Origin of the sequence: Nocardioides iriomotensis, assembly GCF_004168035.1 — a bacterium.
GTDB classification, from domain to species: Bacteria; Actinomycetota; Actinomycetes; order Propionibacteriales; family Nocardioidaceae; genus Nocardioides_B; species Nocardioides_B iriomotensis.
Window position 1 is genome coordinate 1 of sequence record NZ_SDPU01000021.1, and the last position, 26212, is coordinate 26212.

General features: G+C 72.7%; 25 protein-coding genes, 1 tRNA gene and 2 pseudogenes. 22 read left to right on the forward strand and 6 right to left on the reverse strand.

Features of this window, described 5'->3' with window-relative positions:
- Positions 1-2: 2 nt before the first annotated feature.
- The 11 genes and pseudogenes from obgE to ETU37_RS09350 all read left to right on the forward strand — a co-directional run bounded on the left by obgE (position 3) and on the right by ETU37_RS09350 (position 8417).
- Positions 3-1565 carry a GTPase ObgE gene (gene obgE, locus ETU37_RS09305; protein ID WP_129986992.1) on the forward strand — a complete coding sequence of 521 codons (1563 nt, stop codon included), beginning with the start codon at positions 3-5 and terminating at the stop codon, positions 1563-1565.
- Positions 1562-2680 carry a glutamate 5-kinase gene (gene proB, locus ETU37_RS09310; RefSeq protein ID WP_129986993.1) on the forward strand — a complete coding sequence of 373 codons (1119 nt, stop codon included), beginning with the start codon at positions 1562-1564 and terminating at the stop codon, positions 2678-2680. Before obgE ends, proB begins: the two co-directional genes overlap by 4 nt.
- 94 nt (positions 2681-2774) lie before the next feature.
- A complete protein-coding gene (locus ETU37_RS09315) occupies positions 2775-3137 on the forward strand; it encodes a hypothetical protein (RefSeq protein ID WP_206053827.1) in 363 nt (120 codons plus the stop codon).
- Positions 3138-3168: 31 nt separating this feature from the next.
- Positions 3169-4437, forward strand: a pseudogene (locus tag ETU37_RS09320) (glutamate-5-semialdehyde dehydrogenase); the annotation flags it as partial.
- Between the two features lie 48 nt (positions 4438-4485).
- Entirely contained in the window at positions 4486-5667 is a 1182-nt protein-coding gene (locus ETU37_RS09325) for a winged helix DNA-binding domain-containing protein (RefSeq protein WP_165372470.1), read from the forward strand.
- Between the two features lie 23 nt (positions 5668-5690).
- Positions 5691-6317 (forward strand): CDP-alcohol phosphatidyltransferase family protein, encoded by a 627-nt coding sequence (locus ETU37_RS09330; RefSeq protein ID WP_129986997.1) that lies wholly within the window; start codon positions 5691-5693, stop codon positions 6315-6317.
- 5 nt (positions 6318-6322) lie between these two features.
- Positions 6323-6487: a hypothetical protein gene (locus tag ETU37_RS23155; protein WP_165372469.1), complete on the forward strand. Its 165-nt coding sequence runs from the start codon at positions 6323-6325 to the stop codon at positions 6485-6487.
- 23 nt (positions 6488-6510) lie between these two features.
- Positions 6511-7185 (forward strand): nicotinate-nucleotide adenylyltransferase, encoded by a 675-nt coding sequence (nadD, locus tag ETU37_RS09335; RefSeq protein WP_276319682.1) that lies wholly within the window; start codon positions 6511-6513, stop codon positions 7183-7185.
- Positions 7182-7562, forward strand: coding sequence for a ribosome silencing factor (gene rsfS / locus ETU37_RS09340; protein WP_129986998.1), 381 nt, complete (start codon positions 7182-7184; stop codon positions 7560-7562). The genes nadD and rsfS overlap by 4 nt, the downstream gene beginning before the upstream one ends.
- Positions 7559-8260, forward strand: a complete 702-nt coding sequence (locus ETU37_RS09345; protein WP_165372471.1) for a histidine phosphatase family protein — start codon at positions 7559-7561, stop codon at positions 8258-8260. The genes rsfS and ETU37_RS09345 overlap by 4 nt, the downstream gene beginning before the upstream one ends.
- Before the next feature lie 81 nt (positions 8261-8341).
- Positions 8342-8417 (forward strand) — tRNA-Ala (locus ETU37_RS09350).
- A gap of 175 nt (positions 8418-8592) precedes the next feature.
- On the opposite strand, the gene ETU37_RS09355 is transcribed toward ETU37_RS09350, so the two are convergent.
- Positions 8593-9255, reverse strand: a complete 663-nt coding sequence (locus ETU37_RS09355) for a TetR/AcrR family transcriptional regulator (protein WP_129987000.1) — start codon at positions 9253-9255, stop codon at positions 8593-8595.
- A gap of 75 nt (positions 9256-9330) precedes the next feature.
- Here ETU37_RS09355 and ETU37_RS09360 point away from each other — a divergent pair, with 75 nt between their 5' ends.
- Positions 9331-10353, forward strand: coding sequence for an NAD(P)-dependent alcohol dehydrogenase (locus tag ETU37_RS09360; protein ID WP_206053829.1), 1023 nt, complete (start codon positions 9331-9333; stop codon positions 10351-10353).
- A gap of 15 nt (positions 10354-10368) precedes the next feature.
- Here the strand turns inward: ETU37_RS09360 and ETU37_RS09365 are convergent, their stop codons facing one another.
- Positions 10369-11484 (reverse strand): potassium channel family protein, encoded by a 1116-nt coding sequence (locus ETU37_RS09365; protein WP_129987001.1) that lies wholly within the window; start codon positions 11482-11484, stop codon positions 10369-10371.
- 215 nt (positions 11485-11699) lie between these two features.
- On the opposite strand from ETU37_RS09365, the gene ETU37_RS09370 reads away from it, so the two are divergent.
- Both ETU37_RS09370 and ETU37_RS09375 read left to right on the forward strand, forming a co-directional pair.
- On the forward strand, positions 11700-12062 hold the full coding sequence (locus tag ETU37_RS09370; RefSeq protein ID WP_129987002.1) for an ArsR/SmtB family transcription factor: 363 nt from the start codon (positions 11700-11702) through the stop codon (positions 12060-12062).
- Positions 12059-12562, forward strand: a complete 504-nt coding sequence (locus ETU37_RS09375; RefSeq protein WP_129987003.1) for an SRPBCC family protein — start codon at positions 12059-12061, stop codon at positions 12560-12562. The genes ETU37_RS09370 and ETU37_RS09375 overlap by 4 nt, the downstream gene beginning before the upstream one ends.
- A 31-nt stretch (positions 12563-12593) precedes the next feature.
- On the opposite strand, the gene ETU37_RS09380 is transcribed toward ETU37_RS09375, so the two are convergent.
- From ETU37_RS09380 to galE, 3 genes are read right to left on the reverse strand one after another with little or no spacing between them, the layout of a single operon-like run.
- Complete coding sequence (locus tag ETU37_RS09380) at positions 12594-13103, reverse strand: YflT domain-containing protein (protein ID WP_129987004.1); 510 nt, start codon at positions 13101-13103, stop codon at positions 12594-12596.
- Positions 13104-13154: 51 nt separating this feature from the next.
- Positions 13155-13931, reverse strand: coding sequence for an SDR family NAD(P)-dependent oxidoreductase (locus ETU37_RS09385; protein ID WP_129987005.1), 777 nt, complete (start codon positions 13929-13931; stop codon positions 13155-13157).
- Positions 13924-14979 carry a UDP-glucose 4-epimerase GalE gene (gene galE, locus ETU37_RS09390; RefSeq protein WP_420819103.1) on the reverse strand — a complete coding sequence of 352 codons (1056 nt, stop codon included), beginning with the start codon at positions 14977-14979 and terminating at the stop codon, positions 13924-13926. The genes ETU37_RS09385 and galE overlap by 8 nt, the downstream gene beginning before the upstream one ends.
- A 79-nt stretch (positions 14980-15058) precedes the next feature.
- Between galE and ETU37_RS09395 the strand changes: the two genes are divergently transcribed.
- The 5 genes from ETU37_RS09395 (at position 15059) to leuS (ending at position 21298) form a co-directional block, all read left to right on the forward strand.
- Complete coding sequence (locus tag ETU37_RS09395; RefSeq protein WP_129987007.1) at positions 15059-16741, forward strand: sodium:solute symporter family protein; 1683 nt, start codon at positions 15059-15061, stop codon at positions 16739-16741.
- A gap of 15 nt (positions 16742-16756) precedes the next feature.
- Positions 16757-17029 carry a hypothetical protein gene (locus ETU37_RS09400; RefSeq protein WP_129987008.1) on the forward strand — a complete coding sequence of 91 codons (273 nt, stop codon included), beginning with the start codon at positions 16757-16759 and terminating at the stop codon, positions 17027-17029.
- 164 nt (positions 17030-17193) lie between these two features.
- Positions 17194-17646, forward strand: coding sequence for a MarR family winged helix-turn-helix transcriptional regulator (locus tag ETU37_RS09405; RefSeq protein WP_129987009.1), 453 nt, complete (start codon positions 17194-17196; stop codon positions 17644-17646).
- Between the two features lie 99 nt (positions 17647-17745).
- Positions 17746-18627, forward strand: a complete 882-nt coding sequence (locus tag ETU37_RS09410) for a response regulator (protein ID WP_129987010.1) — start codon at positions 17746-17748, stop codon at positions 18625-18627.
- A gap of 184 nt (positions 18628-18811) precedes the next feature.
- Positions 18812-21298, forward strand: coding sequence for a leucine--tRNA ligase (gene leuS, locus ETU37_RS09415; protein WP_129987011.1), 2487 nt, complete (start codon positions 18812-18814; stop codon positions 21296-21298).
- A gap of 92 nt (positions 21299-21390) precedes the next feature.
- On the opposite strand, the gene ETU37_RS09420 is transcribed toward leuS, so the two are convergent.
- Positions 21391-22044, reverse strand: a complete 654-nt coding sequence (locus ETU37_RS09420) for an SDR family oxidoreductase (RefSeq protein WP_129987012.1) — start codon at positions 22042-22044, stop codon at positions 21391-21393.
- A gap of 30 nt (positions 22045-22074) precedes the next feature.
- Between ETU37_RS09420 and ETU37_RS09425 the strand changes: the two genes are divergently transcribed.
- The 3 genes and pseudogenes from ETU37_RS09425 to ETU37_RS23635 all read left to right on the forward strand — a co-directional run.
- Positions 22075-22935 (forward strand): DegV family protein, encoded by an 861-nt coding sequence (locus ETU37_RS09425; protein WP_129987013.1) that lies wholly within the window; start codon positions 22075-22077, stop codon positions 22933-22935.
- Between the two features lie 103 nt (positions 22936-23038).
- A complete protein-coding gene (locus tag ETU37_RS09430) occupies positions 23039-24004 on the forward strand; it encodes a ComEA family DNA-binding protein (protein WP_129987014.1) in 966 nt (321 codons plus the stop codon).
- 38 nt (positions 24005-24042) lie between these two features.
- Positions 24043-26046: pseudogene (locus ETU37_RS23635) on the forward strand (ComEC/Rec2 family competence protein); the annotation flags it as partial.
- Between the last annotated feature and the right edge of the window lie 166 nt (positions 26047-26212).

The following is a 26212-nucleotide window of genomic DNA, read 5'->3' on the forward strand; positions in this document are numbered from 1 at the left end:
CCATGGCCGTCCCGACCTTCGTGGACCGGGTGTCCCTGCACGTCACCGCGGGGCGCGGTGGCAACGGTGTCGCGTCGGTGCACCGCGAGAAGTTCAAGCCGCTGGGCGGGCCCGACGGCGGCAACGGCGGTCCCGGCGGCAGCGTCATCCTCCGTGTCGACCCCGACGTGACGACCCTGGTCGACTACCACCACAGCCCGCACCGGCGCGCCGAGCACGGTGGCCACGGCGCCGGCGGCCACCGCAACGGCGGGCACGGCGCCGACCTGGTGCTGCCCGTCCCCGACGGCACCGTCGTCACCGACGAGCGGGGCACCGTCCTCGCCGACCTCGTCGGCGCCGGCACCGAGATGGTCGTGGCCGAGGGCGGCCGCGGCGGGCTCGGCAACGCCGCGCTGGCGTCGTCGAAGCGCAAGGCGCCCGGCTTCGCGCTGCTCGGCGAGCCCGGCGACGACCGCGTCGTCGTGCTGGAGCTCAAGGTCGTCGCCGACATCGGCCTGGTCGGCTTCCCGAGCGCCGGCAAGTCCAGCCTGATCGCCGCGCTCTCGCGGGCCCGGCCCAAGATCGCCGACTACCCGTTCACCACGCTCGTGCCCAACCTCGGTGTCGTCACCGCGGGCGACACGACGTTCACCGTCGCCGACGTACCCGGTCTCATCGAGGGCGCGAGCGAGGGACGCGGGCTCGGCCACGACTTCCTCCGCCACGTCGAGCGCTGCGCCGCGCTCGTGCACGTCGTCGACACCGCGACCATGGAGCCGGGACGCGACCCGCTCAGTGACCTCGACGTGATCGAGGGCGAGCTCTCCCGTTACGGCGGGCTCGAGGACCGGCCGCGGCTGGTCGTGCTCAACAAGGTCGACGTGCCGGACGGTCGCGACCTGGCCGAGATCGTGCTGCCCGACCTCGAGGAGCGCGGTCTGACCGTGCTGGAGGTGTCGGCGGCCAGCCACGAGGGCCTGCGCGAGCTGTCGTTCGCGATGGCCGAGATCGTCGCCGCCGCCCGTGCCGCCAAGCCGGTCGTCGAGGCGACTCGGATCGTGATCCGGCCACCGGCGGCCGCCGGCGGGCCCGAGTTCACGATCAAGGAGACCGGCGAGGGCTGGCGCGTGCGTGGCGAGAAGCCCGAGCGCTGGGTCCGGCAGACCGACTTCAGCAACGACGAGGCCGTCGGCTTCCTCGCCGACCGGCTCAACCGCCTCGGCGTGGAGGACCGGCTGCTCCAGCTCGGCGCGGAGGAGGGCGACGCGGTGCTCATCGGCGACGCAGACAACGCGGTCGTCTTCGACTTCAAGCCCATGCTCGACGCCGGTGCCGAGATCCTCGGCCGCCGCGGCGAGGACAGCCGCTTCGAGGAGTCCCGTCCCGCCGCCAGGCGCCGCCGCGCGATCCAGGAGGCGATGGCCACCCGCGCCCCGGAGGAGACCCGCGCCGACGTGGCCCGCCGCCTCGGCGTCAGCGAGGAGGACGTCGCGGCCGTCACCGAGGAGCTCGGCGACGCGCTGCCCGAGGACTGGGGCTGGAGCGAGGACGACCCCGACGCCACCGGACAGGACGACGCGTGAGCCTGCGGTCCCACCTCGCCGCCGCCCGGCGGGTCGTGGTCAAGGTCGGCTCGTCCTCGCTGACCACGGCCGAGGGCGGCATCGACCCCGACCGGGTCAGCGCCCTCGTCGACGCGCTGGCCGCCGTCCGGGCGCGGGACGCCGAGGTCGTGCTCGTCTCCTCGGGTGCCATCGCCGCCGGCCTCGCGCCGCTCGCGCTCGCTCGCCGCCCACGGGACCTGGCCACCCAGCAGGCCGCGGCGTCGGTGGGGCAGGGACTGCTGGTGCACCGCTACACCGAGGAGTTCGCCCGGCACGGCCTCGCCGTCGGCCAGGTGCTTCTCACCGTCGACGACGTCACCCGCCGCAGCCACTACCGCAACGCCTACCGCACCTTCGCCAAGCTGCTCGAGATGGGCGTGCTGCCGATCGTCAACGAGAACGACACGGTGGCCACCACCGAGATCCGGTTCGGCGACAACGACCGGCTCGCCGCCCTCGTGGCGCACCTCGTGCACGCCGACCTGCTGGTGCTGCTCAGCGACGTCGACGGCCTGTACGACGGCAACCCCGAGCACGACGGCACGTCCCTGCTCACCGACGTGGCGTCCGACGACGACTTGGCCGGCGTGAGCATCGGCCGGACCGGCTCGGCCGGGATCGGCACCGGCGGGATGCAGACCAAGGTCGAGGCCGCCCGGATCGCCACCGGCGCGGGCATCCCGGTCGTGCTCACCTCCGCCGCGCAGGCCGCCGCGGCCTTGGCCGGCGACGACGTCGGCACGGTCTTCCACCCCACCGGCAAGCGCCGCCCGACGCGGCTGCTCTGGCTCGCCCACGCCACCGAGGGCAAGGGCCGTGTGCACCTCGACGACGGCGCCGTCCACGCGCTGGTCGAGCGCCGCGCGTCGCTGCTGCCCGCGGGCATCACCGACGTCACCGGCACGTTCGTGGCGGGTGACCCGGTCGACCTCGTGGACGCGCGCGGCGCTGTCGTCGCGCGCGGGCTGGTCAACTACGACTCCGCCGAGCTGCCGGGCCTGCTCGGCAAGTCGACCCGCGACCTGGCCCGCGAGCTCGGGTCGTCGTACGAGCGCGAGGTCGTGCACCGCGACGACCTCGTCGTCCTGAGGTGACATCCGCCGGGCCGTTTTCGCGTGTTCCGCCACGGTCCCGGTCAAACCCCGGAACACTGGGCGATGCTGGTTCGACGGTCCGACCCTGGGAGAGGTGAAGCGGCAGGTGACCGAGGCGATCCGACTCTGGCACGTCACCATCACGGTGGCGGGCGAGCCGCTCGAGCCGCTCATCGTGCGCAACGGGCTGCGTCGGCTGGCCGACCAGAGGCCGTTCCTGCACTCGCTGAAGTACGCCGCCGGCCGCGCCGAGATCCAGTACTGGGAGCAGGCCGACAGCCTCCTCGACGCCTCGTCCCTCGCCCTGCGTGTGTGGAACGAGCACCGCGAGCCGGCCGGCCTGCCCCGCTGGGAGGTCGTCGGCCTGGAGGTGCTGGAGCGCAGCGTCTACCTCAGCCGCGGCATGGAGTACTCCGTGATCGTCGACCTGCAGGACGTCACACCGCTGCCGTTCTGACCCGTCTGCGCGGCGGGACGCGGTCCGCACAGCCGCCGGCGCGACCTACGCTTGCCCCATGAACGAGGTCGAGTCCGTCGCCCGCCGCGCCCGCGCGGCGTCCGTGGACCTGGCGCTGGCGACCCGGGCCACCAAGGACGCGGCGCTGCACGCCATGGCCGACGCGCTGGAGGCCGCCACCGGGTCGATCCGGGAGGCCAACGCTGCCGACGTCGACGCCGCCCGCGCGGCCGGGACGCCCGAGGCGATCATCGACCGGCTCCGGCTCGACGAGGACCGCGTGCGCGGGATGGCCGACGGGCTCCGTGACGTGGCCGGACTGGCCGACCCCGTCGGCGAGGTCGTCCGCGGCTCGACGCTCGCGAACGGCCTCGAGCTGCGCCAGGTGCGGGTGCCGTTCGGCGTCGTCGGGATCATCTACGAGGCCCGGCCCAACGTCACCGCCGACGCCGCCGGCATCTGCCTCAAGAGCGGCAACGCAGTCCTGCTTCGCGGCTCGTCGAGCGCGCTGCGCTCCAACACCGAGATCGTCCGTGTCCTGCGCGAGGCCGCCGAGGCGAGCGGGCTGCCGGCCGACGTCGTCCAGCTGGTGCCGGGGGAGGGCCACGACCCCGCCAAGGCGCTGATGCGCGCCCGCGGCCTGGTCGACGTGCTCATCCCGCGCGGCGGCGCCGGGCTGATCCGGTCGGTGGTCGAGGAGTCGACCGTGCCCGTCATCGAGACCGGCGTCGGCAACTGCCACGTCTACGTCGACCGCGACGCCGACCTCGACCAGGCGCTGGCGATCGTGCTCAACGCCAAGACCCACCGGCCGTCCGTCTGCAACGCCGCCGAGTCGCTGCTCGTGCACGCCGACGTCGCCGACGAGTTCCTGCCGCGGGTCGTCACCGCGCTCCAGGACGCGGGCGTCACCGTCCACGGCGACGACCGGTTCGGCGCCCTCGATGGCGTCGTACCCGCGACCGACGAGGACTGGGACCGCGAGTACCTCGCCCTCGACATCGCGGCCGCGGTGGTCCCCGACCTCGACGCCGCCCTGGCGCACATCCGCACCCACTCGTCGGGTCACAGCGAGGCGATCGTGACCCGCTCCCAGCAGGCCGCCCGCCGGTTCACCGCGGCCGTCGACGCCGCCGCCGTCCTGGTCAACGCCTCGACCCGGTTCACCGACGGCGGTGAGTTCGGGTTCGGCGCGGAGATCGGGATCTCGACCCAGAAGCTGCACGCCCGCGGCCCGATGGGGCTGCCGGAGATGACGTCGACGAAGTACGTCGTCACCGGGGAGGGACACGTCCGCTGAGCCTGTGACCCCAGGTGCCTGTCGGCGCAGGCTGTCAGGATGACCGGCATGACGCGCAGGTTCACGACCGCGGAGCGCCGGGCCCGGCTGGCCCGGCGGCACCTGCTGCTGCCGGCGCTGCGCACCGACGACGTCGTCGCGCTCACCGACGCGGTCGTCGCGCTGCACTCGACCGACCCGGTCACCGTCCACCTCTCGGCCGCCGCCCGGATGGCGCACCCGTCGATCCCGGCCGTCGAGCGGTGCCTGTACGACGACCGCGCGCTCGTGCGGCACCACGCGATGCGCCGCACGCTGTGGATCGCGCGGCCCGAGGTCGTCCGGTGGATGCACGCCGCCTGCACGCGCAAGCAGGCCGCCGTGGAGCACCGCCGCACGGCGAAGTTCCTCACCGACGCCGGCCGCGACGACGCCGACGCGTGGATCGCCGGGGCCCGCAAGCAGGTCCTCGACCTGCTGCACGAGCAGGGCCCGATGACCACCCGGCGGCTCGGCGAGGAGCTCCCCGAGCTGCGCGTGCCGATCGGGCTGGCGCCGGGCAAGTCCTACGCCGCGACCATCTCGGCGCACACCCGGATCCCGCTGCTGCTCGGCTTCGAGGGTGCGCTGGTGCGCACCCGCCCGGCGGGCAGCTGGGTCAGCGGTGCCTACGTCTGGGACGCGATGGACACCTGGATGCCCGGCGGCGTCGGCGACCTGACCGAGCAGGAGGGCTCGGTGCCGCTCGCCGACGCCTACCTCCGCCGGTTCGGGCCGGTCACGCAGCGCGACCTGCAGTGGTGGACCGGCTGGACGGTCGCGCTCACCAAGCACGCGCTCGCCGGTGCCGGCGCCGAGGCCGTCGAGCTCGAGGACGGGCCCGGCTGGGTCGCCGCCGGCGACGCCGAGAGCGCCGACGACGCACCGGTGCCGTCCTGGGTCGCGCTGCTGCCGAGCCTCGACCCGACGACGATGGGCTGGAAGGACCGGGGCTGGTACCTCGACCCGGCCTGCGCGGACGCCTTCGACAGCGTCGGCAACGCCGGCGCCACGATCTGGGCAGACGGCCGCGTGGTCGGTGCGTGGGCGCTGGGGGAGGACGGTGCGTTCCTGTCGCACTACTTCCTCGAGGTCTCCGACGGCACCCGCCGGGCCGTCCTCCAGGAGGCCGAGCGGCTCCAGGCGCTGGTGGGGGAGACCCGGTTCTCCGTGCGATTTCCCGGCCACATGCAGAAGTCCCTGAACGGATGAGTCCGCGTGGCTAGCCTGAACACATGACGGTGACCGAGGACTCCGGTCTGGACGTCTGGGCCGACCCGGCGGCCGAGCGCCTGGGCACCCCGGCCAACGTGCTGACCGTCGTCCGCACGCTGGCCGCCGTCGCGCTGGCCGCCTGGGCCGCGGTCGAGGGCCATCTCGGCCTGCTCGTGCTGTCGCTGGCCGTCTACTGGGTCGGCGACGTCGCCGACGGGATCGTCGCCCGCTACGCGCGCTGCGAGACCCGGATCGGCGCGGTGCTCGACATCCTCTGCGACCGGTTCTGCGCGGCCGCTTTCTACCTCGGTCTGGTGTGGCTGCACCCGGAGTACGCCCTGCCGGTGATGGTCTACCTCGCGGAGTTCATGGTCGTCGACTGCTTCCTGTCCCTGGCGTTCCTGGCCTGGCCCATCCGCAGCCCCAACTACTTCTACGTCGTCGACCGCACCACCTGGGTCTGGAACTGGTCCAAGCCGGCCAAGGCGGCCAACTCCGCGATCTTCGCGGTGCTGCTGCTGACGACGGGCTGGACCTGGCTGGCGCTCGCCGCGGCCTCGGCGTTGCTGGTGCTCAAGAGCGTCTCGGTGGTGCGGCTCGTCCGCGTCGGCCTCCCGGTCCCGGGCGCGGCCGGCGCGATAGGGTGACGCCCATGTCGCTCACGCCTCTGGTCACGACCGTGGTGCCCGCCCTGTCCGAGGGCGCGGCCCACGAGCCCGCAGTCAGCCCCTACGTCGTCGGCGTCAGCGTGTTCGGCGTGCTGCTCGTGCTGATGCTCGGTCTGCTGATGTTCGGTGCGGGCCGCGACCACTCCTGACCCCTGCTCGATGACGGTGACGGGTGAGTGAGCGCGAGGGGCGTCCCTCCGCCCACCCGACCCGGCGCCGCGTGGGGGTCATGGGCGGCACCTTCGACCCGATCCACCACGGGCACCTCGTGGCCGCCAGTGAGGTGCAGTCCTGGTTCGGGCTGAGCGAGGTCGTGTTCGTGCCGACGGGACAGCCCTGGCAGAAGAGCGAGCGGCAGGTGTCGCCTGCCGAGCACCGCTACCTGATGACGGTCATCGCGACGGCGTCGAACCCGCGGTTCTGGGTGAGCCGGGTCGACATCGACCGGGACGGCCCGACGTACACCGCCGACACGCTGCGGGACCTCCAGGCGCTGATGCCGGACGCCGAGCTGTACTTCATCACCGGCGCCGACGCCCTGGGCGACATCTTCACGTGGCGGGACGCGGCCGGGCTGTTCGAGCTCGCGCACTTCGTCGGCTGCACGCGGCCGGGCTACGAGATGGACCGCTCCACGCTCGCCGGCATCCCGAGCGACCGCGTCACGATCGTGGAGATCCCCGCGCTGGCGATCTCGTCGACCGACTGCCGCGAGCGCCAGGCCGCCGGGGACCCCGTGTGGTACCTCGTCCCCGACGGTGTGGTGCAGTACATCAACAAGCACAACCTCTACCGCAAGCCCGGCGCGGCCGAGGACGGACTCCCGCTAGGAACAACCACCGCATGACCGCTACCGACCGCGCACTCGAGCTCGTCGTCGCCGCCGCCCAGGCGGCCTCCGACAAGCTCGCCGAGAACATCATCGCCTTCGACGTCTCGGAGCAGCTCGTCATCACCGACGCCTTCGTGCTCTGCTCGGCGCCCAGCGACCGTCAGGTCAAGGCGATCGTCGACGAGATCGAGGACAAGCTGCGCGAGATCGGTGCCAAGCCGGTCCGCCGCGAGGGCGAGCGCGACGGCCGCTGGGTGCTCATCGACTACGCCGACATCGTGGTGCACGTGCAGCACGAGGAGGAGCGGTCCTTCTACGCCCTCGAGCGGCTCTGGCGCGACTGCCCGCTGATCGACCTGCCCGCCACGGTCACGTCCGGCCGCGGGCAGTGACCCGCGACCTCGACACGGCCGGCGCTCCGGACGCGGAGGAGCAGCCCGGCCGCCGGCTCGTCGTGCTCCGGCACGGCCGCACCGAGTGGAACGCCATCGGCCGCGGCCAGGGCCACGCGAACATCCCGCTCGACGACCTCGGTCACGCCCAGGCGGCCGCGGCCGCGCCGTACCTCGCCGGGCTGGAGCCGGTCGCCCTGTTCACCTCCGACCTGGCCCGTGCGCGCGAGACCTGCACGTACGTCGAGAAGGCGACCGGGCTGAGCGCCGTCGAGGACCCGCGGCTGCGGGAGTTCGACATCGGCGCGCGGCAGGGCCTGACGATGCCGGAGTTCGCCGAGAAGTACCCGGCCGAGCACGCCGCCTGGGCGCGCGGCGACGGCATGACGCGGCTGCCCGGTGCCGAGATCACGCCCGAGGTCGAGGAGCGCATGCGGCCCGCCCTCCAGGACGCCCTCGACGCCGCCGGCCCCGGGGAGACCGTCGTCACGGTGACGCACGGCGCCTCCCTGAAGATCGGCGTCGTCGCGCTCCTCGGCTGGCCGGCCGAGCTCGCAACCTCGCTCCAGGGCATCGACAACTGCGCCTGGGTGACGCTCGAGGAGCTGACCTACGGCGGCAGGCTGCGGCTCACCGGCTACAACGAGTCGGTGACGCCCGGGCACACCGCGCCGAAGCGTCTCCCCGACGAGGGCTGACCGCCCGCGAGAGCCGCCCCCGATTTCGTGTGGGCGGGGGACGCCCGCTAGTATTTCCGCCGTTGCCCGAACCAGGGCGGCGGGGCTGTGGCGCAGCTGGTAGCGCACCTCCATGGCATGGAGGGGGTCAGGGGTTCGAGTCCCCTCAGCTCCACCAGACACCGAGAAGGCCGGTTCGTGAGGACCGGCCTTTCGCGCGTCCTGGCTGCTTTTCGGCGCAGCTGGCAGCGGCTCTCTCATCCTGGCCATGGCAGGGAGGGGGTCAGGGGTTCGAGTCCCCTCAGCTCCACCAGACACGACAAGACCGGCCCTCGTGGCCGGTCTTTCGCTTTCTAGGTGCGGAGCCCACCCACCGCGTCCAGCACCAGGTCGAGGCCGACGTCGAACTCGTCGGCGAAGTCGTAGCCGCCCGCCAGCACCACCTCGCTCATGAACTCCGCGAGGTGGGGGAGCTCGACGGCGGCGTGCTGGTCGAGGATGCCGGCCGCCACGTCGGGCGCGGAGGCGTCGTCGAACGGCAGCTGCTGCTCCTGGAGCAGGAAGCCCATCACGTACGCGTCGAGCAGCGCGTAGGCGTGGCCGGTGGCGCGGACCGTGAAGCCGGTACGGCGCAGGAACCCGAGCGTCGCGTCGTGGTGCCGGATCGTCTCGTAGCCCGGGGTGGCGCGCGACTCCATGACGGCCAGCGCCCACCCGTGCCGCCGCAGCGCCGCACGCTGGGCCACGGCGCGCTCGCGCAACCCGGCGCGCCAGTCGTCCCCCTGGGGAACGGCCATCTCCGCGAACACCTGGTCGACCATCGCGTCGAGCAGGGCGGTCTTGTTCGGGACGTGGTGGTACAGCGACATCGCCTCCACGCCGAGCCGCTCGCCGAGGCGCCGCATGCTCAGCCGGTCGAGACCCTCGGCGTCTGCCATCGCCACCGCCGCCTCGACCACCGCCTCGCGGGTCAGGGGCGCGCGGTCGGCGGGGGAGCGGCGGGCTCGGTTCGGCATGCGGTTCCTCTCGGCCATTGACTTCCTTACAATGTAAGCCTACTCTTCCTTACAGTGTAAGACAGTCGAGGAGGCATGATGAAGACGGATGTGACGCCCATGGACGACCAGAGGTCGGAAGCGACGCCCGGGCTGATGCGGGCCGCGGTCCAGCACGGCTACGGCACCGCGCTCGCGGTCGAGGAGCGGCCGCTGCCCGAGCCGGGGCCGGGGCAGGTCCTGGTGCGGGTCGAGGCGGCGGGTGTCTCCCGCGGCGCGTGGCACCTCGCGGTCGGCAAGCCCTACGCCGTCCGCCTGGCCCTCGGGCTGCGGCGCCCGCGCAACCCGGTGCCCGGCCTCGAGGTGACCGGACGTGTCGCCGCGGTCGGCGCCGAGGTGACCCAGTGGTCGGTCGGGGACGCGGTCATGGGCATGGGCCGGGCGACGTTCGCCGAGCACGCCCTCGCCGACGCGAAGGCGCTGGTCGCCCGCCCTGACGACCTCGACGTCGCCGAGGCGGCCGGGATGACCGACCCCGGCTCGACCGCGCACCAGGCGCTGCACCGGCACGCCCGCATCGGCGCGGGGGAGCGGGTGCTCGTGATCGGCGCGTCCGGGGCCGTCGGCTCGTTCGCGGTCCTGTTCGCCGTCGCGGCCGGGGCCGAGGTGGTCGGCGTCGCGAGCGAGGGCAAGGCCGACTTCGTGCGCGGGCTGGGCGCCAAGGACGTCATCGACTACCGGCGGGAGGCTATCGACGCGCGGGGAGGTGGCTACGACGTCGTGCTCGACATCGCCGGCAACCGCTCGGTGCGCGAGCTGCGCCGGGTGCTGGCGCTGAAGGGGCGCCTGGTCATCGTCGGCGGCGAGGACGGCGGGCCGCTGCTCGGCGGCCTGGGGCGGCAGGTCCGTGCCCGGCTGCTCGGCCTGTTCACCGGCCAGCGGATGACGGGCATGCTCGCGCGCCCCACCGCCGCAGCGATCGAGGAGCTGCTGGCCGTGCACCGTGCCGGTGGGCTGGCGCCCGTGGTCACGCGCCGCTACTCCTTGGACGAGGCGGGGCAGGCGCTGCACGACCTCGAGGCCGGTCGGGTCACCGGGAAGACCGTCGTCGTGCTCTGACGGCCTCCGACGCGGTCAGTCGTGCTGCAGCCGCAGCGGCGCCAGCGTGCCGAGAGACACCGCCACGACCACGGCGTCGTCGCCGGGCTGCATCCGGAAGTCGGTCGGCGGGTTGACGTAGGCGTGCCCGTCACGGCTCACCGCCAGCAGCGTCGCGCCGTGGTCGGCGCGCATCCGGGCCGACAGGTCGTCGACGGAGAGGCCGACGTACGCGTCGGGCAGGTTCACCCGGTAGAGCTCCGACCCGTCGCCGCCCGACACGATGTCGGTGACCAGCTCGGCGAGCCCGGGGTACAGCGAGGAGCGGGCCAGCAGCCGTGAGGCGATCCGCGAGGTCACCACGATCTCGTCGGCCCGGGCCCGCCGGAAGTGCTCGACGTGGGCGGGGTTGTTCACCTCGGCCACGGTGCGCACCTGTGGCGCGATCGACTCGATCGCCATCACGGTGAGGATCGAGCGCATGTCGGCCTCGTTGGACGGGTCGGCCGGGCAGACGACCGCCGCCATCGCCTCCTCGATGCCCGCGCGGCGCAGGTCCTCGGCGCTCGTGGTGTCCCCGCTGACGAAGTAGACGCCCTGGCCGGCGGGGTTCTTCTCCGACGCGTGCAGCACCACGACCCGGGTCGTGTACTCGTCGTGGCCCAGCTCCTGGATGAGCTCGCGCGCGGTCGGGTTCCACCCGCACACGACGATGTGGTCGCGGTAGCCGGCTGCTCCCATTCCCTGGCCCTCCTTGATCAGGAAGTCGATGACGAAACCGACGAGAGCGCCGGTGATGGAGGCGACGATCGCGGCGCCGAACAGGACGAGCAGCCAGCTGACGACGTACCCGGCCGGGGTCTGGACGTACGACGCGTCGCCCGACCCCATCACCGTCGTCACGGCCCAGTAGAAGCTCGCGGACAACGTCGAGACGAACTCGCCGATGCTGGCGCGGGGACCCTCGATCGCGGCGACCAGCAACGCCGCCACGAAGACCACGGCGGCCAGGCCCAGGGCGAGGCGCAGGAAGAAGCCGCGGTCGACGTCGCCGGTGAGCCGCCGCGCGTGGTAGGCGAACCGGCGCAGCAGCGGCACGGCGGCGAACGCCCTGATGCGCCGCCCGAGCCGTCCTCGGATCCGTCCTGCCACCGCGCTGCCTCTCCCGCTACCGCCCCGGCGGCGTGGCAGCGCGCGGCGACCCGAGAGACCCTGCGCGGATCCTGCCAGTCCGGGGGACCACTTGTCAGGAGTTCGGACGGCAGCCGGTGATACCGATCCAGACGTGTTCAACCAAGTGGTTGACAACGCGCGTCGGGTCGCCGTACCGTTGTTCAACCAGATGGTTGAGTACGACGGAGGACGAGATGGGTGCAGCGGCCGAGGACCGGCTCTCGCGGGTGTTCGCCGCGCTGGCCGACCCGACCCGGCGGGACATGGTCAGCCGGCTCACGGTCGCCGACGCGACGGTCGGGGAGCTGGCCGCCCCCTACGACGTCTCCGTGCAGGCGGTGTCCAAGCACCTCAAGGTGCTCGAGGACGCCGGCCTGGTCAGCCGCAGCCGCGACGCGCAGCGCCGGCCCGTGCACCTGGAGGCCGAGGTGTTCGACCTGATGACGAAGTGGATCGAGAGGTACCGCCGGCAGGCCGAGGAGCGCTTCAGCCGCCTCGACGCGCTGCTCGCGGAGATGGACAACGACGACGACACACCCCGAGGAGACCGACCATGAGCACCACCCAGCACAGCACCGACCGGATCGAGCACGCCACCATCGAGGCCGACCCGCAGCTGCCGACCTGCCGGATCGTCCGCGACTTCGACGCCCCGCGGGAGCTGGTCTTCCGCGCGTGGACCGACCCCGCGCTCGTGGCCCGGTGGATGGGCCCGCGCTCGATCGACATGGACATCGACGCCTGGGAGGCGACGACCGGTGGTCGCTACCGGTACGACGCCGTCCGCGAGGGCGAGGTTGTCGCGTCGTTCTACGGCTCGTTCCACGAGGTGCGTCCGCACGAGCGGATCGTGCAGACGTTCACCTGGGCGGGCATGCCCGACGGCGTCTCGCTCGACATCCACACGTTCGTCGACCTCGGCGACGGCCGCACCCGCATCGACTCGCTGTCGGTGCTCGAGACGATCGAGGGGCGCGACGCGATGCTGGCCAGCGGCATGGAGACCGGCGTTCACGAGGGCTACGCGAAGCTCGACGAGCTGCTCCGCGACCTCTGACCCGGTCCGTGGCGCGCGACGGGACCGCGGCTCAGGCGAACGGGTTCGCCGCCCTGTGGCCGGGCATCTGCGCGAGCATCTCCCGCCCCCTGATGGCGTGCTTGTGCTCGACGAGCACCTCGTAGCGGGTCGCCACGATCTGGCTCACCGAGCTGAAGTCGCGGCGGCCGCGCGTGGCGGCGTACCCGGCCAGGGCCCAGATGACGCCGAACAGCGCGCCGAACACCGCGGTGGAGGCGATGATGCCGAGCGCCGAGCCCTGGCCGAACAGCGACAGGACCAGGCCGACGAAGAGGCCGAGCCAGACGCCCGACAGCAGTCCGCCGAGGGCGACGCGTCCGGTGGTCAGCCGGCCGGTGACGCGCTCGACCTGCTTGAGGTCGGTGCCGACGATCATGCAGTTCTCGACCGGGAAGGCGTGGTCGGAGAGGTAGTCGACCGCCTTCTGGGCGTCGGCGTACTCGTCGTAGACCCCCAGAGACTGCGGGAAGTCCAGCGTGAGGCCGGACCGGAGGATGCGCGCGTTCGCCTGGCTGCTCATGGCTCCATCGTCCCACCCCGCTCCCAGAGCCGTCCGTGAGCGGGCTGAACGTCAGGTGATCGTGAGGCCGCCGTCGACCGCGAGCGTCTGCCCGGTCACGTAGCCGCCCGCTGCCGAGGCGAGGAACACCAGGGCGGCGGCGAGCTCGCGGGCGTCGCCCTTGCGGCCGAGGGCCAGCCGCGGCTGCATCGCGTCGAGGTAGCCGTCGGGGTACTGGTCGGTCATCTCGGAGGCGAAGAAGCCGGGCGCCAGCGCGTTGACCCGGATGCCCTTGCGGCCCGACCACTGCTGCGCGAGGTCGCGGGTCAGGCCGATCAGCCCCGCCTTGCTGGCGGAGTACGCCGCCTGCGGGAGGCCCGCGGTGGTGATGCCGAGGACGCTGCTGATGTTCACGATGCTGCTGCCCGGCTGCATCACCCGGCCGCACGCCTGGGCCATCCAGTAGCAGCCGTTGAGGTTCACGTCGATGACGTCGCGGAACTGCTCGGGCGTCTCCCGGGTGGCGGGGACGGCCGTGCCGACGCCGGCGTTGTTGACCAGCACGTCCACCCGACCGAACGCCTCCATCGCCGCGTCGACGAGGGCCTGGCAGTCCTCGGGCCGCGCGACATCGGTGGCGACGGTGATCGCGCGGCGACCGGCACGCTCGACGAGCGCCTTGGTCTCCTCGAGCCGCTCCACCCGGCGGGCGCCGAGCGCGACGTCGGCCCCGGCCTCGGCGAGCGCCTGCGCGAACGCGACGCCGAGGCCCGACGAGGCCCCGGTGACCACCGCGACCTTGCCGTCGAGGCGGAACATGTCGAGCACGCCGGGCGTCTCGTCAGGCATAGCCGAGGATCTCCTTGCGCTTGCTGCCCCAGGCGAGCGCGGAGGCGATGCCCTCGTCGAGCGTGTGGTCGGCGGTCCAGCCGAGCACGTCGCGCGCCTTGTCGACGTTGGCGTAGGCGCCGACCGCGTCGCCGGGCCGCGGTGGCGCCGTGGTGGTCGGCACCTTCTCGCCGAAGACCCGCTCGAAGGCCGCGATCAGCTCGAGGACGGTGACGCCCGCACCGGTGCCGATGTTGATGACGGTGCTGGGCGCGTCGACCGTGGCGAGCACGTCGTCGAACCGCTCGACGGCCGCGACGTGCGCCTTCGCCAGGTCCCAGACGTGGATGTAGTCGCGGATTCCCGTGCCGTCACGCGTCGGGTGCTCGGTGCCGGTGATCGTGAAGGAGTCCTTCAGGCCCTGCGCCGCCATCACCAGCTGGCCGATGACGTGCGAGGGCTCGCGGGCGTAGATGCCGGACTCGAGGTCGGGGTCGGAGCCGATCGGGTTGAAGTAGCGGAGGATCACCGCGCGCAGCTCGGTCGCCGCGCACATGTCCTGCAGGACCGACTCCATCATTCCCTTGGTGCGGGCGTACGGCGACTGCGGGGCGAGCCCGTCCGCCTCCGTCACCTCGAACTCCGGGGTGAGCGCGTACAGCGAGGCGCTCGAGGAGAAGACCACGCGGGGCTTCCCGAGCCGGACGAGCTGGTCGAACATCTCCAGCGACTTCGCGACGTTGTCGCGGTAGTACTCGTAGGGCTTCTCCACCGACTCCGGCACCACGATGCGTGCGGCCATGTGGATGGTGCAGTCGATGTCGGGGTGCTCCTCGACGATCCGCGCGAGCAGGTCGCGGTCGGCGATGTCGCCCTCGTAGAAGATCCGGTCCTTGACGAAGACCCGCGGCCCGGTGAGGAGCGAGTCGAGGATCACGGGCGTGTGCCCGGCCTGCTCGAGCGCCTTGGCGGTGATCGATCCGAGGTAGCCGGCGCCGCCGGTGACGAGAACCTTCATGGCACCCGACCCTAGGGGAACCGTCCGGACCAGTTCGTGGTGGCCATGCATACCGCGGGCCGGAGGAGGGAATGGGATCTGTTGGGCCTCGTCCCGGGGCCCCGCTCGGACCCCCTGCGAGGAGCACACCATGATTCTGGCGGCGGACGCCCAGCTCCGGCTGGACGCCAACTGGATCGACTACCTGCTGATCGCGTTCTACTTCGCGTTCGTGATCGGGATCGGGATCCTCGCCAGACGCTCGGTCTCCAGCAGCCTCGACTTCTTCCTGTCCGGCCGCTCCCTGCCGGCCTGGGTGACGGGGCTCGCCTTCGTCTCGGCCAACCTCGGCGCGGTGGAGATCATCGGGATGTCCGCCAACGGCGCCAACTACGGCATCCCGACGGTGCACTACTTCTGGGTCGGCGCCGTGCCGGCGATGCTGTTCCTGGGCGTCGTGATGATGCCGTTCTACTACGGCTCCAAGGTGCGGTCGGTCCCCGAGTTCATGAACCGCCGGTTCGGGTCGGCCGCCCACCTCGTCAACGCGATCAGCTTCGCGGTCGCGCAGCTGCTGATCGCCGGCATCAACCTGTACCTGCTCGCCAGCATCGTCGAGGTGCTGCTCGGCTGGCCGTTGTGGGTCTCCCTCGTGGTGGCGGCCGCGATCGTGCTCACCTACACAGCGCTCGGCGGCCTGTCCGCGGCGATCTACAACGAGGTCCTCCAGTTCTTCGTGATCGTGGCGGCGCTGCTGCCGCTCACCCTGGTCGGTCTGAACAAGGTCGGCGGCTGGGACGGACTGAAGGAGAAGGTGGCCGGCTCCCCAGGCGGAGGGGAACAGCTGTCGTCCTGGCCGGGGACGGCGTTGAGCGGCTTCGACAACCCGGTGCTGTCGGTGATCGGCATCGTGTTCGGCCTCGGCTTCGTGCTGTCGTTCGGCTACTGGACGACCAACTTCGTCGAGGTGCAGCGGGCGATGGCGACGAACTCCATGTCGGCGGCTCAGCGCTCGCCGATCATCGGTGCTTTCCCGAAGATGTTCGTCCCCTTCATCGTCATCATTCCCGGCATGATCGCCGCGGTCACCGTCAACGAGCTCGTCCAGTTCAAGGAGGACGGTTCCGGCGGCGCGACGTACAACGACTCGATCCTCTACCTGATGCGCGACCTGCTGCCCAACGGCATGCTCGGGGTCGCGATCGCGGGCCTGCTCGCGTCGTTCATGGCCGGCATGGCCGCCAACATCTCGGCCTTCAACACGGTGTTCTCCTACGACCTGTGGCAGACCTACCTGGTGAAGGACAAGGAGGACTCGTACTACACGGCAGTCGGCCGGGTCGCGGCGGTGGCGGCGACCTTGATCGCGATCGGCACGGCGACGTTCGCGGCCAGCTACTCCAACGTCATGACCTACCTGCAGACGCTGTTCGGGTTCTTCAACGCGCCCCTGTTCGCGACCTTCATCCTCGGCATGTTCTGGAAGCGGATGACGGCCGCGGCCGGCTGGTCCGGCCTCGTCGCCGGTACGGCGGCCGCGGTCGGCGTCTGGGTGCTGAGCGAGGACGTGCTCGGCGTGATCGGGATCGGAGAGCAGGGCGGTGCGTTCGTCGCGGCCAGCGCGGCGTTCGTCGTCGACATCGTCGTCTCCGTCGTGGTCAGCCTCGCCACGGAGCCCAAGCCGGAGCACGAGCTGGAGGGTCTTGTCTACTCGCGCAGCGAACGGACCAGACGGCACGAAGAGGTCTCGCGCCTGCCGTGGCACCAGCAGCCGACCCGGCTCGCCGGCGTCGCGCTGGCCCTGGTCGTCCTGCTCAACATCCTGTTCTGGTAACCCGAAGGAGTCGTCATGACCCAGCCCAGCTCCGGCCACAAGGCGGGTGCGTTCGACATCCGCATCTTCATCTCGATGCTGATCGGTCTGTACGGCGTCGTGCTCGTCGCCACCGGTCTGGTCGGCACGTCCGACGACGAGCTGGCCCGAGCCGACGGGGTCAACATCAACCTGTGGGCCGGTCTCGGGATGATCGTCTTCGCGGCGTGCTTCCTGGCCTGGGCGCGGCTGCGTCCGGTCGTCGTACCGGACGACGAGCAGCGCTCCGAGGGCGACGAAACCCCTTAAGCGGGACATACCGCCCCAAAGTAAATGTTTCTGGTACATGGTAAACAAAACGCGAATCGGCGTTCCTCACGCCCGCCGCGAGAACAGAATGGCGGGACCACGCGGTCGTCGGCAGGGGGGAACTTGCCGGTGACCGTCACACCACTGCTCTGAGGGGGGCACTCGTGGGGGAGAAGTACGTCGACGCGATGCCGTTGGCGGCCGCACTGCTGCGCCGGCCGACGGTCCTCATGCGTCACGAGGTCATGGCGGGTCTCGCCGCCGCCGGCTACGCCGACATCCTGCCGGCGCACCTGGGTGTCTTCCAGCACCCGGGGCCCGACGGCATGCGGCCGGGCGTGCTGGCGACGCGCACCTACGCGTCCAAGCAGGCGATGAACCACCTGCTGCACCAGCTCGAGGAGGGCGGCTACCTCGTGCGCGAGACCGCCAGCGGCGACCGCCGTACCCGGATCGTCCGGCTCACCGAGCGCGGCTGGGACGCCGCCGGCGTGATCCAGCAGACGATGCTCGACGTCGACAAGGCGTGGGAGGGCGCGCTCGGCGAGGAGACCTACCGTGAGCTGCGGCACGGCCTCGAGCGGCTGGAGGGCGTGCTCGACACGGTGCGTCTCTGACGCCCAGCGGCGCCGTTGCTCGCCTGACCGGCCCGGGCCTGGCAGGGTCGGGGTCGACGGCGCCGGCGCCCGGGGCGTCGTCCCGTCTCGGGAGGCGTCGTGAAGGTCCTGGTCGTCGAGGAGAGCCGCGTGATGCGGCAGATCCTCGTGCGCGCGCTGCGGCAGGCCGGTCTCGACGGCCTCGACGTGCTGCCGGCCGAGGACGGCCGCGCGGGGCTGCAACTCGCCCGTGAGGAGTGTCCCGATGTCGTCCTGTGCGGCTGGAACGTCCCGGGCCTGTCGGGGGCCGAGCTCGTCTCGTCGCTGCGGCTGGCGGTCGGCTCCGGCCGCGTGGTCGTGGTCAGCGCCGAGACGGCGTCACCGGCGGTCGCGGCCGAGGCGCGCCGCGCCGGCGCGGACGTGGTGCTCGCCAAGCCGGTGACCCCGGAGGGTCTGGCCGCGGCAGTGACCGGGGAGGGGGACCCGCCCGAGCCGGGCGAGGACGAGGAGACCGGCCACGAGGCGCCGGCCCACGTGCCGACCCCGTTCGAGGTGCGCGACGCCCTGACCACCTTGCTCGCGCGCGACGTCGAGGTCGACGCCGGCGACCCGTTCTCAGGGGAGGACGCCCGCACCACCTACGCCGTCTACGTCGACGAGCGTCTCGCCGCGCGCGTGGTCGCGGTGGCGGACGTCGGCTTCTCGGCCCACGCCGGCGCCGCCGTCGGGCTCGTGCCGGCGCCGCTGGCCGTGAGCGCGGTACGGCGCGGCAACCTGCCGGACATGCTCGCCGAGAACCTCGACGAGGTGCTCAACGTCTGCGGTGCCGCCGTCAACGGGCCCGGCCGTCCGCACCTGCGACTCTGGTCGGTGCACCACGCGGGCGAGGACGCCCCGCCGGACGTCGTCGCGTTCGCCGCCGTACCGGGGCGGCGGCTGGACCTCCTCGTCAGCATCCCGTCGTACGGCGACGGCCGGCTGTCCTTCGTCGCGGTCGACTGAGCGCGCCCGGGCGGGGGTGCGGTAACCTGCTGTCATGCGGACGACCCTCCTGCTTACCTGGCCGCGTTGACCTGACGACGTCGACGCGGCTGCCCCTCGTGCCTGAGGGGCTTTTTTGTGCCCGGGACCCGGGCCGAGCAGGAAGACCGACAGCCACCAGCGGAACCGCACGAGGGAAGACGAGATGAGCGAGCAGCAGGAGCACGAGCCCACCGGCTACGACGTCGACGCCACGCAGGAGAAGTGGCGGACGGTGTGGGAGAAGCTGGACCCGTTCAAGCCCGCCGACGACGGCAGCCGCGAGCGGCGCTACGCGCTGACGATGTTCCCCTACCCGAGCGGCGACCTGCACATGGGTCACGCCGAGGTGATGGCGCTGCACGACGTCATCGCCCGCGCCTGGTGGCAGCACGGCTACGACGTGCTGAACCCGATCGGCTGGGACTCCTTCGGCCTGCCCGCCGAGAACGCCGCGATCAAGCGCGACGAGAACCCGGCCGTGTTCACCTACGCCAACATCGAGACCCAGGCCGAGTCGTTCAAGCGCTACGCCATCTCGTTCGACTGGTCGCGCCGGCTGCACACCTCCGACCCGGACTACTACCGCTGGACGCAGTGGCTGTTCCTGAAGTTCCGCGAGCGCGGCCTGGCCTACCGGAAGTTCTCGCCGGTCAACTGGTGCCCCAACGACCAGACCGTGCTGGCCAACGAGCAGGTCGTCAACGGCGCCTGCGAGCGCTGCGGTGCGGCGGTGACCAAGCGCGAGCTGTCGCAGTGGTACTTCAAGATCACCGACTACGCCCAGCGTCTGCTGGACGACATGGTGCCGCTGGAGGACAGCTGGCCGTCGAAGGTGCTGGCCATGCAGCGCAACTGGATCGGCCGGTCCGAGGGCGCCCACGTCGACTTCGAGATCGAGCTGTCCGACGGCGCGACCCGCACCGTCACGGTGTTCACGACCCGGCCGGACACGTTGTACGGCGCCACGTTCATGGTCGTCGCCGCCGACGCCAAGCTGGCCGACGAGATCGTCGCGCCCGAGCGGCGCGAGGCGTTCACGTCGTACCTGGAGGACGTCCGCAAGGAGACCGACATCGATCGGCTGGCCACCGACCGGCCGAAGACCGGTGTCGACCTGGGCGTCACCGCGGTCAACCCGGTCAACGGCGAGCGGATCCCCGTGTGGGCGGCCGACTACGTGCTGGCCGACTACGGCACCGGCGCGATCATGGCGGTGCCCGCGCACGACCAGCGTGACCTGGACTTCGCCAAGCAGTTCGGCCTGCCCGTGCGTCGCGTCGTCGACACCGGCGAGCCGAACCCGGAGGAGACCTACGAGGCCACCTCCGGCGACGGGGCCTACGTCAACAGCGGGCCGCTGGACGGGATCGCCGACAAGGCCGCCGGCATCGCCCGGATCATCGAGATCCTGGAGGAGCGCGGCACCGGTACCGGCACGGTCAACTTCCGGCTGCGCGACTGGCTGCTGAGCCGGCAGCGCTACTGGGGCTGCCCGATCCCGATCGTGCACTGCGAGCAGTGCGGCGAGGTGGCGGTGCCCGAGGACCAGCTGCCGGTCGAGCTGCCCGACCTGCGGGGCTCCGACCTGAAGCCCAAGGGCGTCTCGCCGCTGGCCGCGGCCGAGGACTGGGTCAACGTGTCCTGCCCGCAGTGCGGCGGCGCCGCGAAGCGCGACAGCGACACGATGGACACGTTCGTCGACTCGTCCTGGTACTTCTTCCGCTACTGCTCGCCGCAGTACACCGACGGCCCGTTCGACGTCGAGGCCGTGCGCGACTGGATGCCGGCCGCGCAGTACGTCGGCGGCGTCGAGCACGCGATCCTGCACCTGCTGTACAGCCGCTTCTTCACCAAGGTGCTGCACGACATGGGCATGATCGACTTCGTCGAGCCCTTCACTGCGCTGATGAACCAGGGCGAGGTGATCAACGAGGGCCGCGGCATGTCCAAGTCGCTGGGCAACGGCGTCGACCTGGGCGAGATGATCGACGCGTACGGCGTCGACGCGATCCGGCTGACCATGGTGTTCGCCGGCCCGCCCGAGGCCGACATCGACTGGGCCGACATGTCGCCCGGCGGCTCGCTGAAGTTCCTGCAGCGCGCCTGGCGCCTGAGCGGCGACGTCACCGCGCCGGTCGGCGCCTCGTTCACCGAGGGTGACGAGTCGCTGCGCAAGGTCACGCACAAGACCGTGCACGACGCGATCCACCTGGTCGAGACCTACCGGTTCAACGTCATGGTGGCCCGGATCATGGAGCTGGTGAACGCCACCCGCAAGGCGATCGACTCCGGCTGCGGCCCCGCCGACCCCGCGGTCCGCGAGGCCACCGAGGCGGTCGCGATCCTGCTGAGCCTGGTGGCGCCCTACACCGCCGAGGAGATGTGGGAGCGGCTGGGCCACGAGCCCACCGTCGCCCGCGTCGGCTTCCCGGCCGTCGACGAGTCCCTGCTGGTCGAGGAGTCCGTCACGGCGGTCGTGCAGGTGCAGGGCAAGGTGCGCGCCCGGCTGGAGGTCAGCCCCGACGTCGCCGACGCCGACCTGGAGGCCGCCGCGATGGCCGACCCGGCCGTGCAGAAGGCGCTGGAGGGCAAGACGATCCGCAAGGTCATCGTCCGAGCACCCAAGCTGGTCAACATCGTGGCCGGCTGAGGCCCAGCCAGCGGCTGTAACGCGGGGTTATGGACGCTCAACGCGCGGAATTCCGCGTGGGGGGCGTCCATTTCGCGTGGGAAGGGCCAGCGTCAGAGCGACGCGAGCGCGTCGCTGATCGGGCTGTCGCCGCCGACCAGGTCGAACGTCGTCCGGGCCGTCGCCGGGTCGTCCAGCAGCGCCACCAGCACGGCGGCCACGTCGTCGCGCGGGACCTCGCCGTACGCGATCGAGCCGGGCGCACCGACCTGCACGCGCCCGGTGCCCGGGTCGTCGGTCAGCCGGCCCGGCTTCACGACGGTCCAGTCGAGGTCGCGTGCCCGGAGGTCGTCGTCGGCGGCCTGCTTGGCGCGCAGGTACACCTGGAACACCTCGTCGCTGTCCGGGTCGGCCTTCTCCGTCCCGATCGCCGACACCATCAGGTACCGCCGTACCCCGGCCTGCTCCGCCGCGTCGGCCAGCAGGATCGCAGCACCCTTGTCGACGGTGTCCTTGCGGGCCGCGCCGCTGTTGGGTCCGCCGCCGGCCGCGAACACCACCGCGTCCGCGCCGCTCACCACCTGGGCCACCTCGTCGACGGACGCCTGCTCGAGGTCGAGCACGACCGCCCGCGCCCCGATCGCCTCGAGGTCGCCCACGTGGTCCGGGTTGCGGACGATCCCGACGGGCTCGTGCCCGCCGCCCGCGAGCCGGCGCTCGAGGTGAAGGGCGATCTGACCGTGTCCTCCTGCGATGACGATGCGCATGGGCCCATCGTGCCCAGGTAGCCTTCGCGCATGTCTCGCCGGGTCGCGGTCGTCACCGACAGCACGGCCATGCTCCCCGCCGAGCTCGCCGCGGAACGCGATGTCACCGTCGTACCCCTCCAGGTCGTGATCGGCGCGAAGTCGTACGACGAGGGCGTCGACGCCGAGGCGACGCCCGAGACCATCGCCACCGCGCTGCGCGAGTGGACGCCGGTGAGCACGTCGCGGCCCGCGCCGTCGGTGTTCCTCGACGCGTACCGCCGCGCGCACGACGCCGGCGCCGAGTCCGTCCTGTCGCTGCACCTGTCGAGCCAGGTGAGCGGCACCTTCGAGTCCGCGCAGCTCGCCGCCAAGGAGGCACCGCTGCCGGTGCTCACGGTCGACACGTTGCAGCTCGGCTTCGCCACCGGGTACGCCGTCCTCACGGCCGCCGACGTCCTCGACGCCGGGAGGTCGGCGGAGGAGGCGAAGGGCGCGGCCCTCGCCCGGGCAGCGGCCACCACGTCGCTGTTCTACGTCGACACCCTCGAGTACCTCCGCCGCGGCGGTCGCATCGGCGCCGCCGCCGCGATGCTGGGCTCCGCGCTCGCCGTGAAGCCGCTGCTCACCATCGACGAGGGCCGGATCGCCACGCTCGAGAAGGTGCGCACCGCCGGTCGCGCCCTCGCCCGGCTCGAGGAGCTCGCCGCCACGGCCGCCGACGACCACCAGGTCGATGTCGCGGTGGCGCACCTCGCCGCCGAGGACCGCGCCCGCACGCTCGCGGACCGGCTCTGCTCCCGGCTCTCGGCCAACCTCGGTGACCGCGAGGTCAGCGTCGGCGAGGTCGGCGCGGTGATCGGTGCGCACGTCGGGCCGGGGATGGTCGCTGTCGTGGTCGCCCCGCGCTGACCGGCCGGCCCGTTTCCCTCCACAACCCGACCGTGCGGCCCTTCGTCCCCAGGGCCGGCCGCGGGTGCCGCCGTGGGTCCGCGCCCGCTCCTAGGTTCCTGGCATGCGCTCACGCAGGTCCTCCCACTCCCAGGCCGCCGACGTGGCACGCCGGCGTCTGGAGCTGCTGAGCGCCGAGCTCGCCGCGATCCGGGCCGACCCGGTCGATCCCCCGTCGCACGACGTCGGCACCGGGTCCGGCGAGCCTCCTGTTCCCGCTGGTGCCTCGCCTCGGCCAGCCCCGTCGCCTGCAGATCCGCCGGGCGGGGCGAGGGCGCCGGCGGGGCGGCACGCCGCCCGAAGAGGCGCACCCTCCCGGGCGGGCGGCTGGGTCGAGGACCGGCTGCCGTCGACGCTGCAGGGCCGGATCCGCGTCGGTCCCTCCCAGCTCACTGTCGTCGCGGTGCTCGTCGCTGCCGCACTCGGTTTCCTCGCCTGGTGGTCGGTGCGGGCCGCGGACCCGGGCGAGCTCGTCACGACCGGCGCTGCCACACCGGTCACGAGTGAGGTCGAACCGCTCGTCTCCGCGCCGCCCGGCCCGTCGCCGCCCGGCCCGGTGGCGTCCGGTCCGGTGCCCTCCGGGTCGTCGGCCGGCCCCGACGTGGTCGTCGATGTCGCGGGCAAGGTCCGCCGGCCCGGCATCGTCCGGCTCCCCGCCGGCTCCCGGGTCGTCGACGCGCTCGAGGCGGCCGGTGGCGCCCGGCGCGGTGTCGACCTCACCGGGCTGAACCTCGCCCGCCTCCTCGTCGACGGCGAGCAGGTCCTCGTCGGGGTGCGCTCCGTCGCCGGGGTGGCGCCCTCGGCCGCGGCGGCCGCTCCCGGTGCGGACGGTGCCGCCCCGATGGTGAACATCAACACCGCCGGCGCCGAGGAGCTCGACACCCTGCCCGGGGTCGGACCGGTGACCGCGGCCGCCATCTTGCAGTGGCGGGCCGACCACGGGGCGTTCAGTGCGGTCGACGAGCTGCTCGAGGTGTCCGGCATCGGCGACGCCACGTTGGCCGAGATGGCCCCGTTCGTGACGCTGTGAGCGAGGAGGTCGACGACGAGCCGCGCACCGACCTGCGGATGGTGCTGCTCGGCGTCGCCGCCTGGGCCGGGGGACTGGTGGCGCTGCTGACCCCGGGCTGGGTCGGAGCCGCGCTCGTCGCCGTCGGGCTGGCCGGCGTGGCCGGGCTCCGGCGTCGCGGGCGGCCTGCCGGGGTGGCGGTCGGTGCCGTGCTCGTCGGTGCAGCCGTGGCGGCCGGTGTCGTGGTGCGGGCCGAGGCGAACACCACCGGGCCGGTGGCCCGGCTCGCCGAGCAGCGCGCCGTCGCCACGATCACGGCCCGCGTGACGTCCGACCCGGTGACGAGGCAGGGGCGGTTCGGCGACTTCGTGGTCGCCCGGCTGACAGTGACGGAGGTGGTGGGGCGGGGACAGAGGTTCGCGGTCCGCACGCCGGTGGTGCTCATCGGCGACGCCGCCTGGGCCGACGTCGAGCTGGGGTCGCTCGTCCGTGGCACCGCCCGGCTCACCCCGCCGGACGACCCGTCGGTCGGTGCGGTGCTCACCGGGGCCGGCGCGCCGGCGCTTCTCGCCGCGCCGTCGGAGCTTCTCGCCGGCGCCGAGGCGGTGCGCGCAGGCATCCGCGACGCCGTCCGGGGCAGTCCCGACGCGCGGGCGCTGGTACCGGCGCTCGTCGTGGGGGACGACCGGACGATGTCGACGGCGGTGGTCGAGGCCTTCCGCACCTGCGGCCTCACCCACCTAGCTGCGGTGTCCGGCACGAACCTCACGCTCGTCGTCGGGTTCCTGCTCCTGGTGGCACGGGGCGTCGGCGTGCGCGGCCGCTGGCTGACGCTGCTGGGGGTGCTCGGCGTGGTCGGCTTCGTCGTGCTGGCGCGGCCGGAGCCGAGCGTGGTCCGGGCGGCGGCGATGGGTTCGGTGGCGCTGATGTCGCTCGGCCGCGACGGACGCACCCGCGGCGCCCGCGCGCTCGGGGTCGCGACGGTCGTGCTGCTCTTGGTCGACCCCTGGCTCGTGGTGTCGCCCGGGTTCGCGTTGTCGGTGCTGGCGACGGCCGGCATCCTGTTCCTCGCTCCGGCGTTCCGCGACCGGTTGGCACGATGGCTGCCGCGGTGGGCCGCGGAGGCGGTCGCCGTACCCCTGGCGGCGCAGCTGGCCTGCACGCCGGTGGTGGCCGGGCTGTCCGGCGAGGTCAGTCTCGTCGCCGTGGTCGCCAACATGGCCGTGGCGCCGGTGGTGGCGCCGGCCACCGTGCTCGGGCTCGTGGGCGGACTCACGTACCTCGTCGTCCCGGCCGTCGGCGCCCTGCTCGGGCTGGTGGCCGGGTGGTGCGGCGGCTGGATCGTGCTGGTCGCGGTCCACCTCGCTCGCCTGCCCGCGGCCTCGGTCGGCTGGGCGGCCGAGCCGTTGCCGCTGCTGCTTCTCACCTTGGTCTGCGTCGGTGTGGGCTGGTGGTCGGGGTGGGTGCTGGCGCGACGGCGTCGCTCCGCCTGTGCGGTCGTCGTGCTGGCGCTGGTCGTGCTGCGCCCGCTGCCGACGCTGGGGTGGCCACCCGACGGCTGGGTGGTGGTGGCGTGCGACGTCGGCCAGGGTGACGGCCTGGTGCTCAACGCCGGCGACGGACGGGCGGTCGTCGTCGACACCGGCCCCGAACCGGCGCCGATGCTCCGCTGCCTCGACCGCCTGGGGGTCGCGGCCGTCCCCGTGCTGGTGCTGACTCACTTTCACGCCGACCACGTGGGCGGTCTACAGGGGGTGCTGGGCGAGGAGGACGTCGGTGAGGTGCTGACGACCGGGCTGCGCGACCCGCCGGGCGGTGCGGCGGCCGTGAGCGCGGCCACCGCGGAGGCGGGCGTGCCGGTGCGGGTTCCGGCGCAGGGCGAGGTCGAGCGGGTGGGTGCCGTGACCTGGCAGGTGCTCGCGCCCGGCGCGCACCCGCCGAGTCCCGGTGAGCAGGGCTCAGCGGCCAACAACGCGAGCCTAGTGCTGCTCGTCCAGGTGCACGGCGTGCGCGTGCTGCTCACCGGTGACGTGGAGCCGGAGGCACAGGCGGCACTGGCGCGCGCGTACCCGGGGCTGCGCGTCAGCGTGCTGAAGGTGCCGCACCACGGGAGCCGGTTCCAGGACACGGCCTGGCTCACGGGCCTCGGCGCGCGAGTGGCGCTGGTGTCGGTCGGGGCGGGCAACGACTACGGGCACCCGGCTCCGGCGCTGATCAGCGCGCTGGAGG

Bases quoted from the DNA above. Each gene is read 5' to 3' on its own strand.
- obgE (WP_129986992.1), top strand. From the start codon at position 3: ATGGCCGTCCCGACCTTCGTGGACCGGGTGTCCCTGCACGTCACCGCG.
- ETU37_RS09325 (WP_165372470.1), top strand. From the start codon at position 4,486: ATGACGCGCAGGTTCACGACCGCGGAGCGCCGGGCCCGGCTGGCCCGG.
- ETU37_RS09330 (WP_129986997.1), top strand. From the start codon at position 5,691: ATGACGGTGACCGAGGACTCCGGTCTGGACGTCTGGGCCGACCCGGCG.
- ETU37_RS23155 (WP_165372469.1), top strand. From the start codon at position 6,323: ATGTCGCTCACGCCTCTGGTCACGACCGTGGTGCCCGCCCTGTCCGAG.
- rsfS (WP_129986998.1), top strand. From the start codon at position 7,182: ATGACCGCTACCGACCGCGCACTCGAGCTCGTCGTCGCCGCCGCCCAG.
- ETU37_RS09355 (WP_129987000.1), bottom strand. From the start codon at position 9,255: ATGCCGAACCGAGCCCGCCGCTCCCCCGCCGACCGCGCGCCCCTGACC.
- ETU37_RS09360 (WP_206053829.1), top strand. From the start codon at position 9,331: ATGATGAAGACGGATGTGACGCCCATGGACGACCAGAGGTCGGAAGCG.
- ETU37_RS09370 (WP_129987002.1), top strand. From the start codon at position 11,700: ATGGGTGCAGCGGCCGAGGACCGGCTCTCGCGGGTGTTCGCCGCGCTG.
- ETU37_RS09375 (WP_129987003.1), top strand. From the start codon at position 12,059: ATGAGCACCACCCAGCACAGCACCGACCGGATCGAGCACGCCACCATC.
- ETU37_RS09380 (WP_129987004.1), bottom strand. From the start codon at position 13,103: ATGAGCAGCCAGGCGAACGCGCGCATCCTCCGGTCCGGCCTCACGCTG.
- ETU37_RS09385 (WP_129987005.1), bottom strand. From the start codon at position 13,931: ATGCCTGACGAGACGCCCGGCGTGCTCGACATGTTCCGCCTCGACGGC.
- galE (WP_420819103.1), bottom strand. From the start codon at position 14,979: ATGCATGGCCACCACGAACTGGTCCGGACGGTTCCCCTAGGGTCGGGT.
- ETU37_RS09395 (WP_129987007.1), top strand. From the start codon at position 15,059: ATGATTCTGGCGGCGGACGCCCAGCTCCGGCTGGACGCCAACTGGATC.
- ETU37_RS09400 (WP_129987008.1), top strand. From the start codon at position 16,757: ATGACCCAGCCCAGCTCCGGCCACAAGGCGGGTGCGTTCGACATCCGC.
- leuS (WP_129987011.1), top strand. From the start codon at position 18,812: ATGAGCGAGCAGCAGGAGCACGAGCCCACCGGCTACGACGTCGACGCC.
- ETU37_RS09420 (WP_129987012.1), bottom strand. From the start codon at position 22,044: ATGCGCATCGTCATCGCAGGAGGACACGGTCAGATCGCCCTTCACCTC.
- ETU37_RS09425 (WP_129987013.1), top strand. From the start codon at position 22,075: ATGTCTCGCCGGGTCGCGGTCGTCACCGACAGCACGGCCATGCTCCCC.
- ETU37_RS09430 (WP_129987014.1), top strand. From the start codon at position 23,039: ATGCGCTCACGCAGGTCCTCCCACTCCCAGGCCGCCGACGTGGCACGC.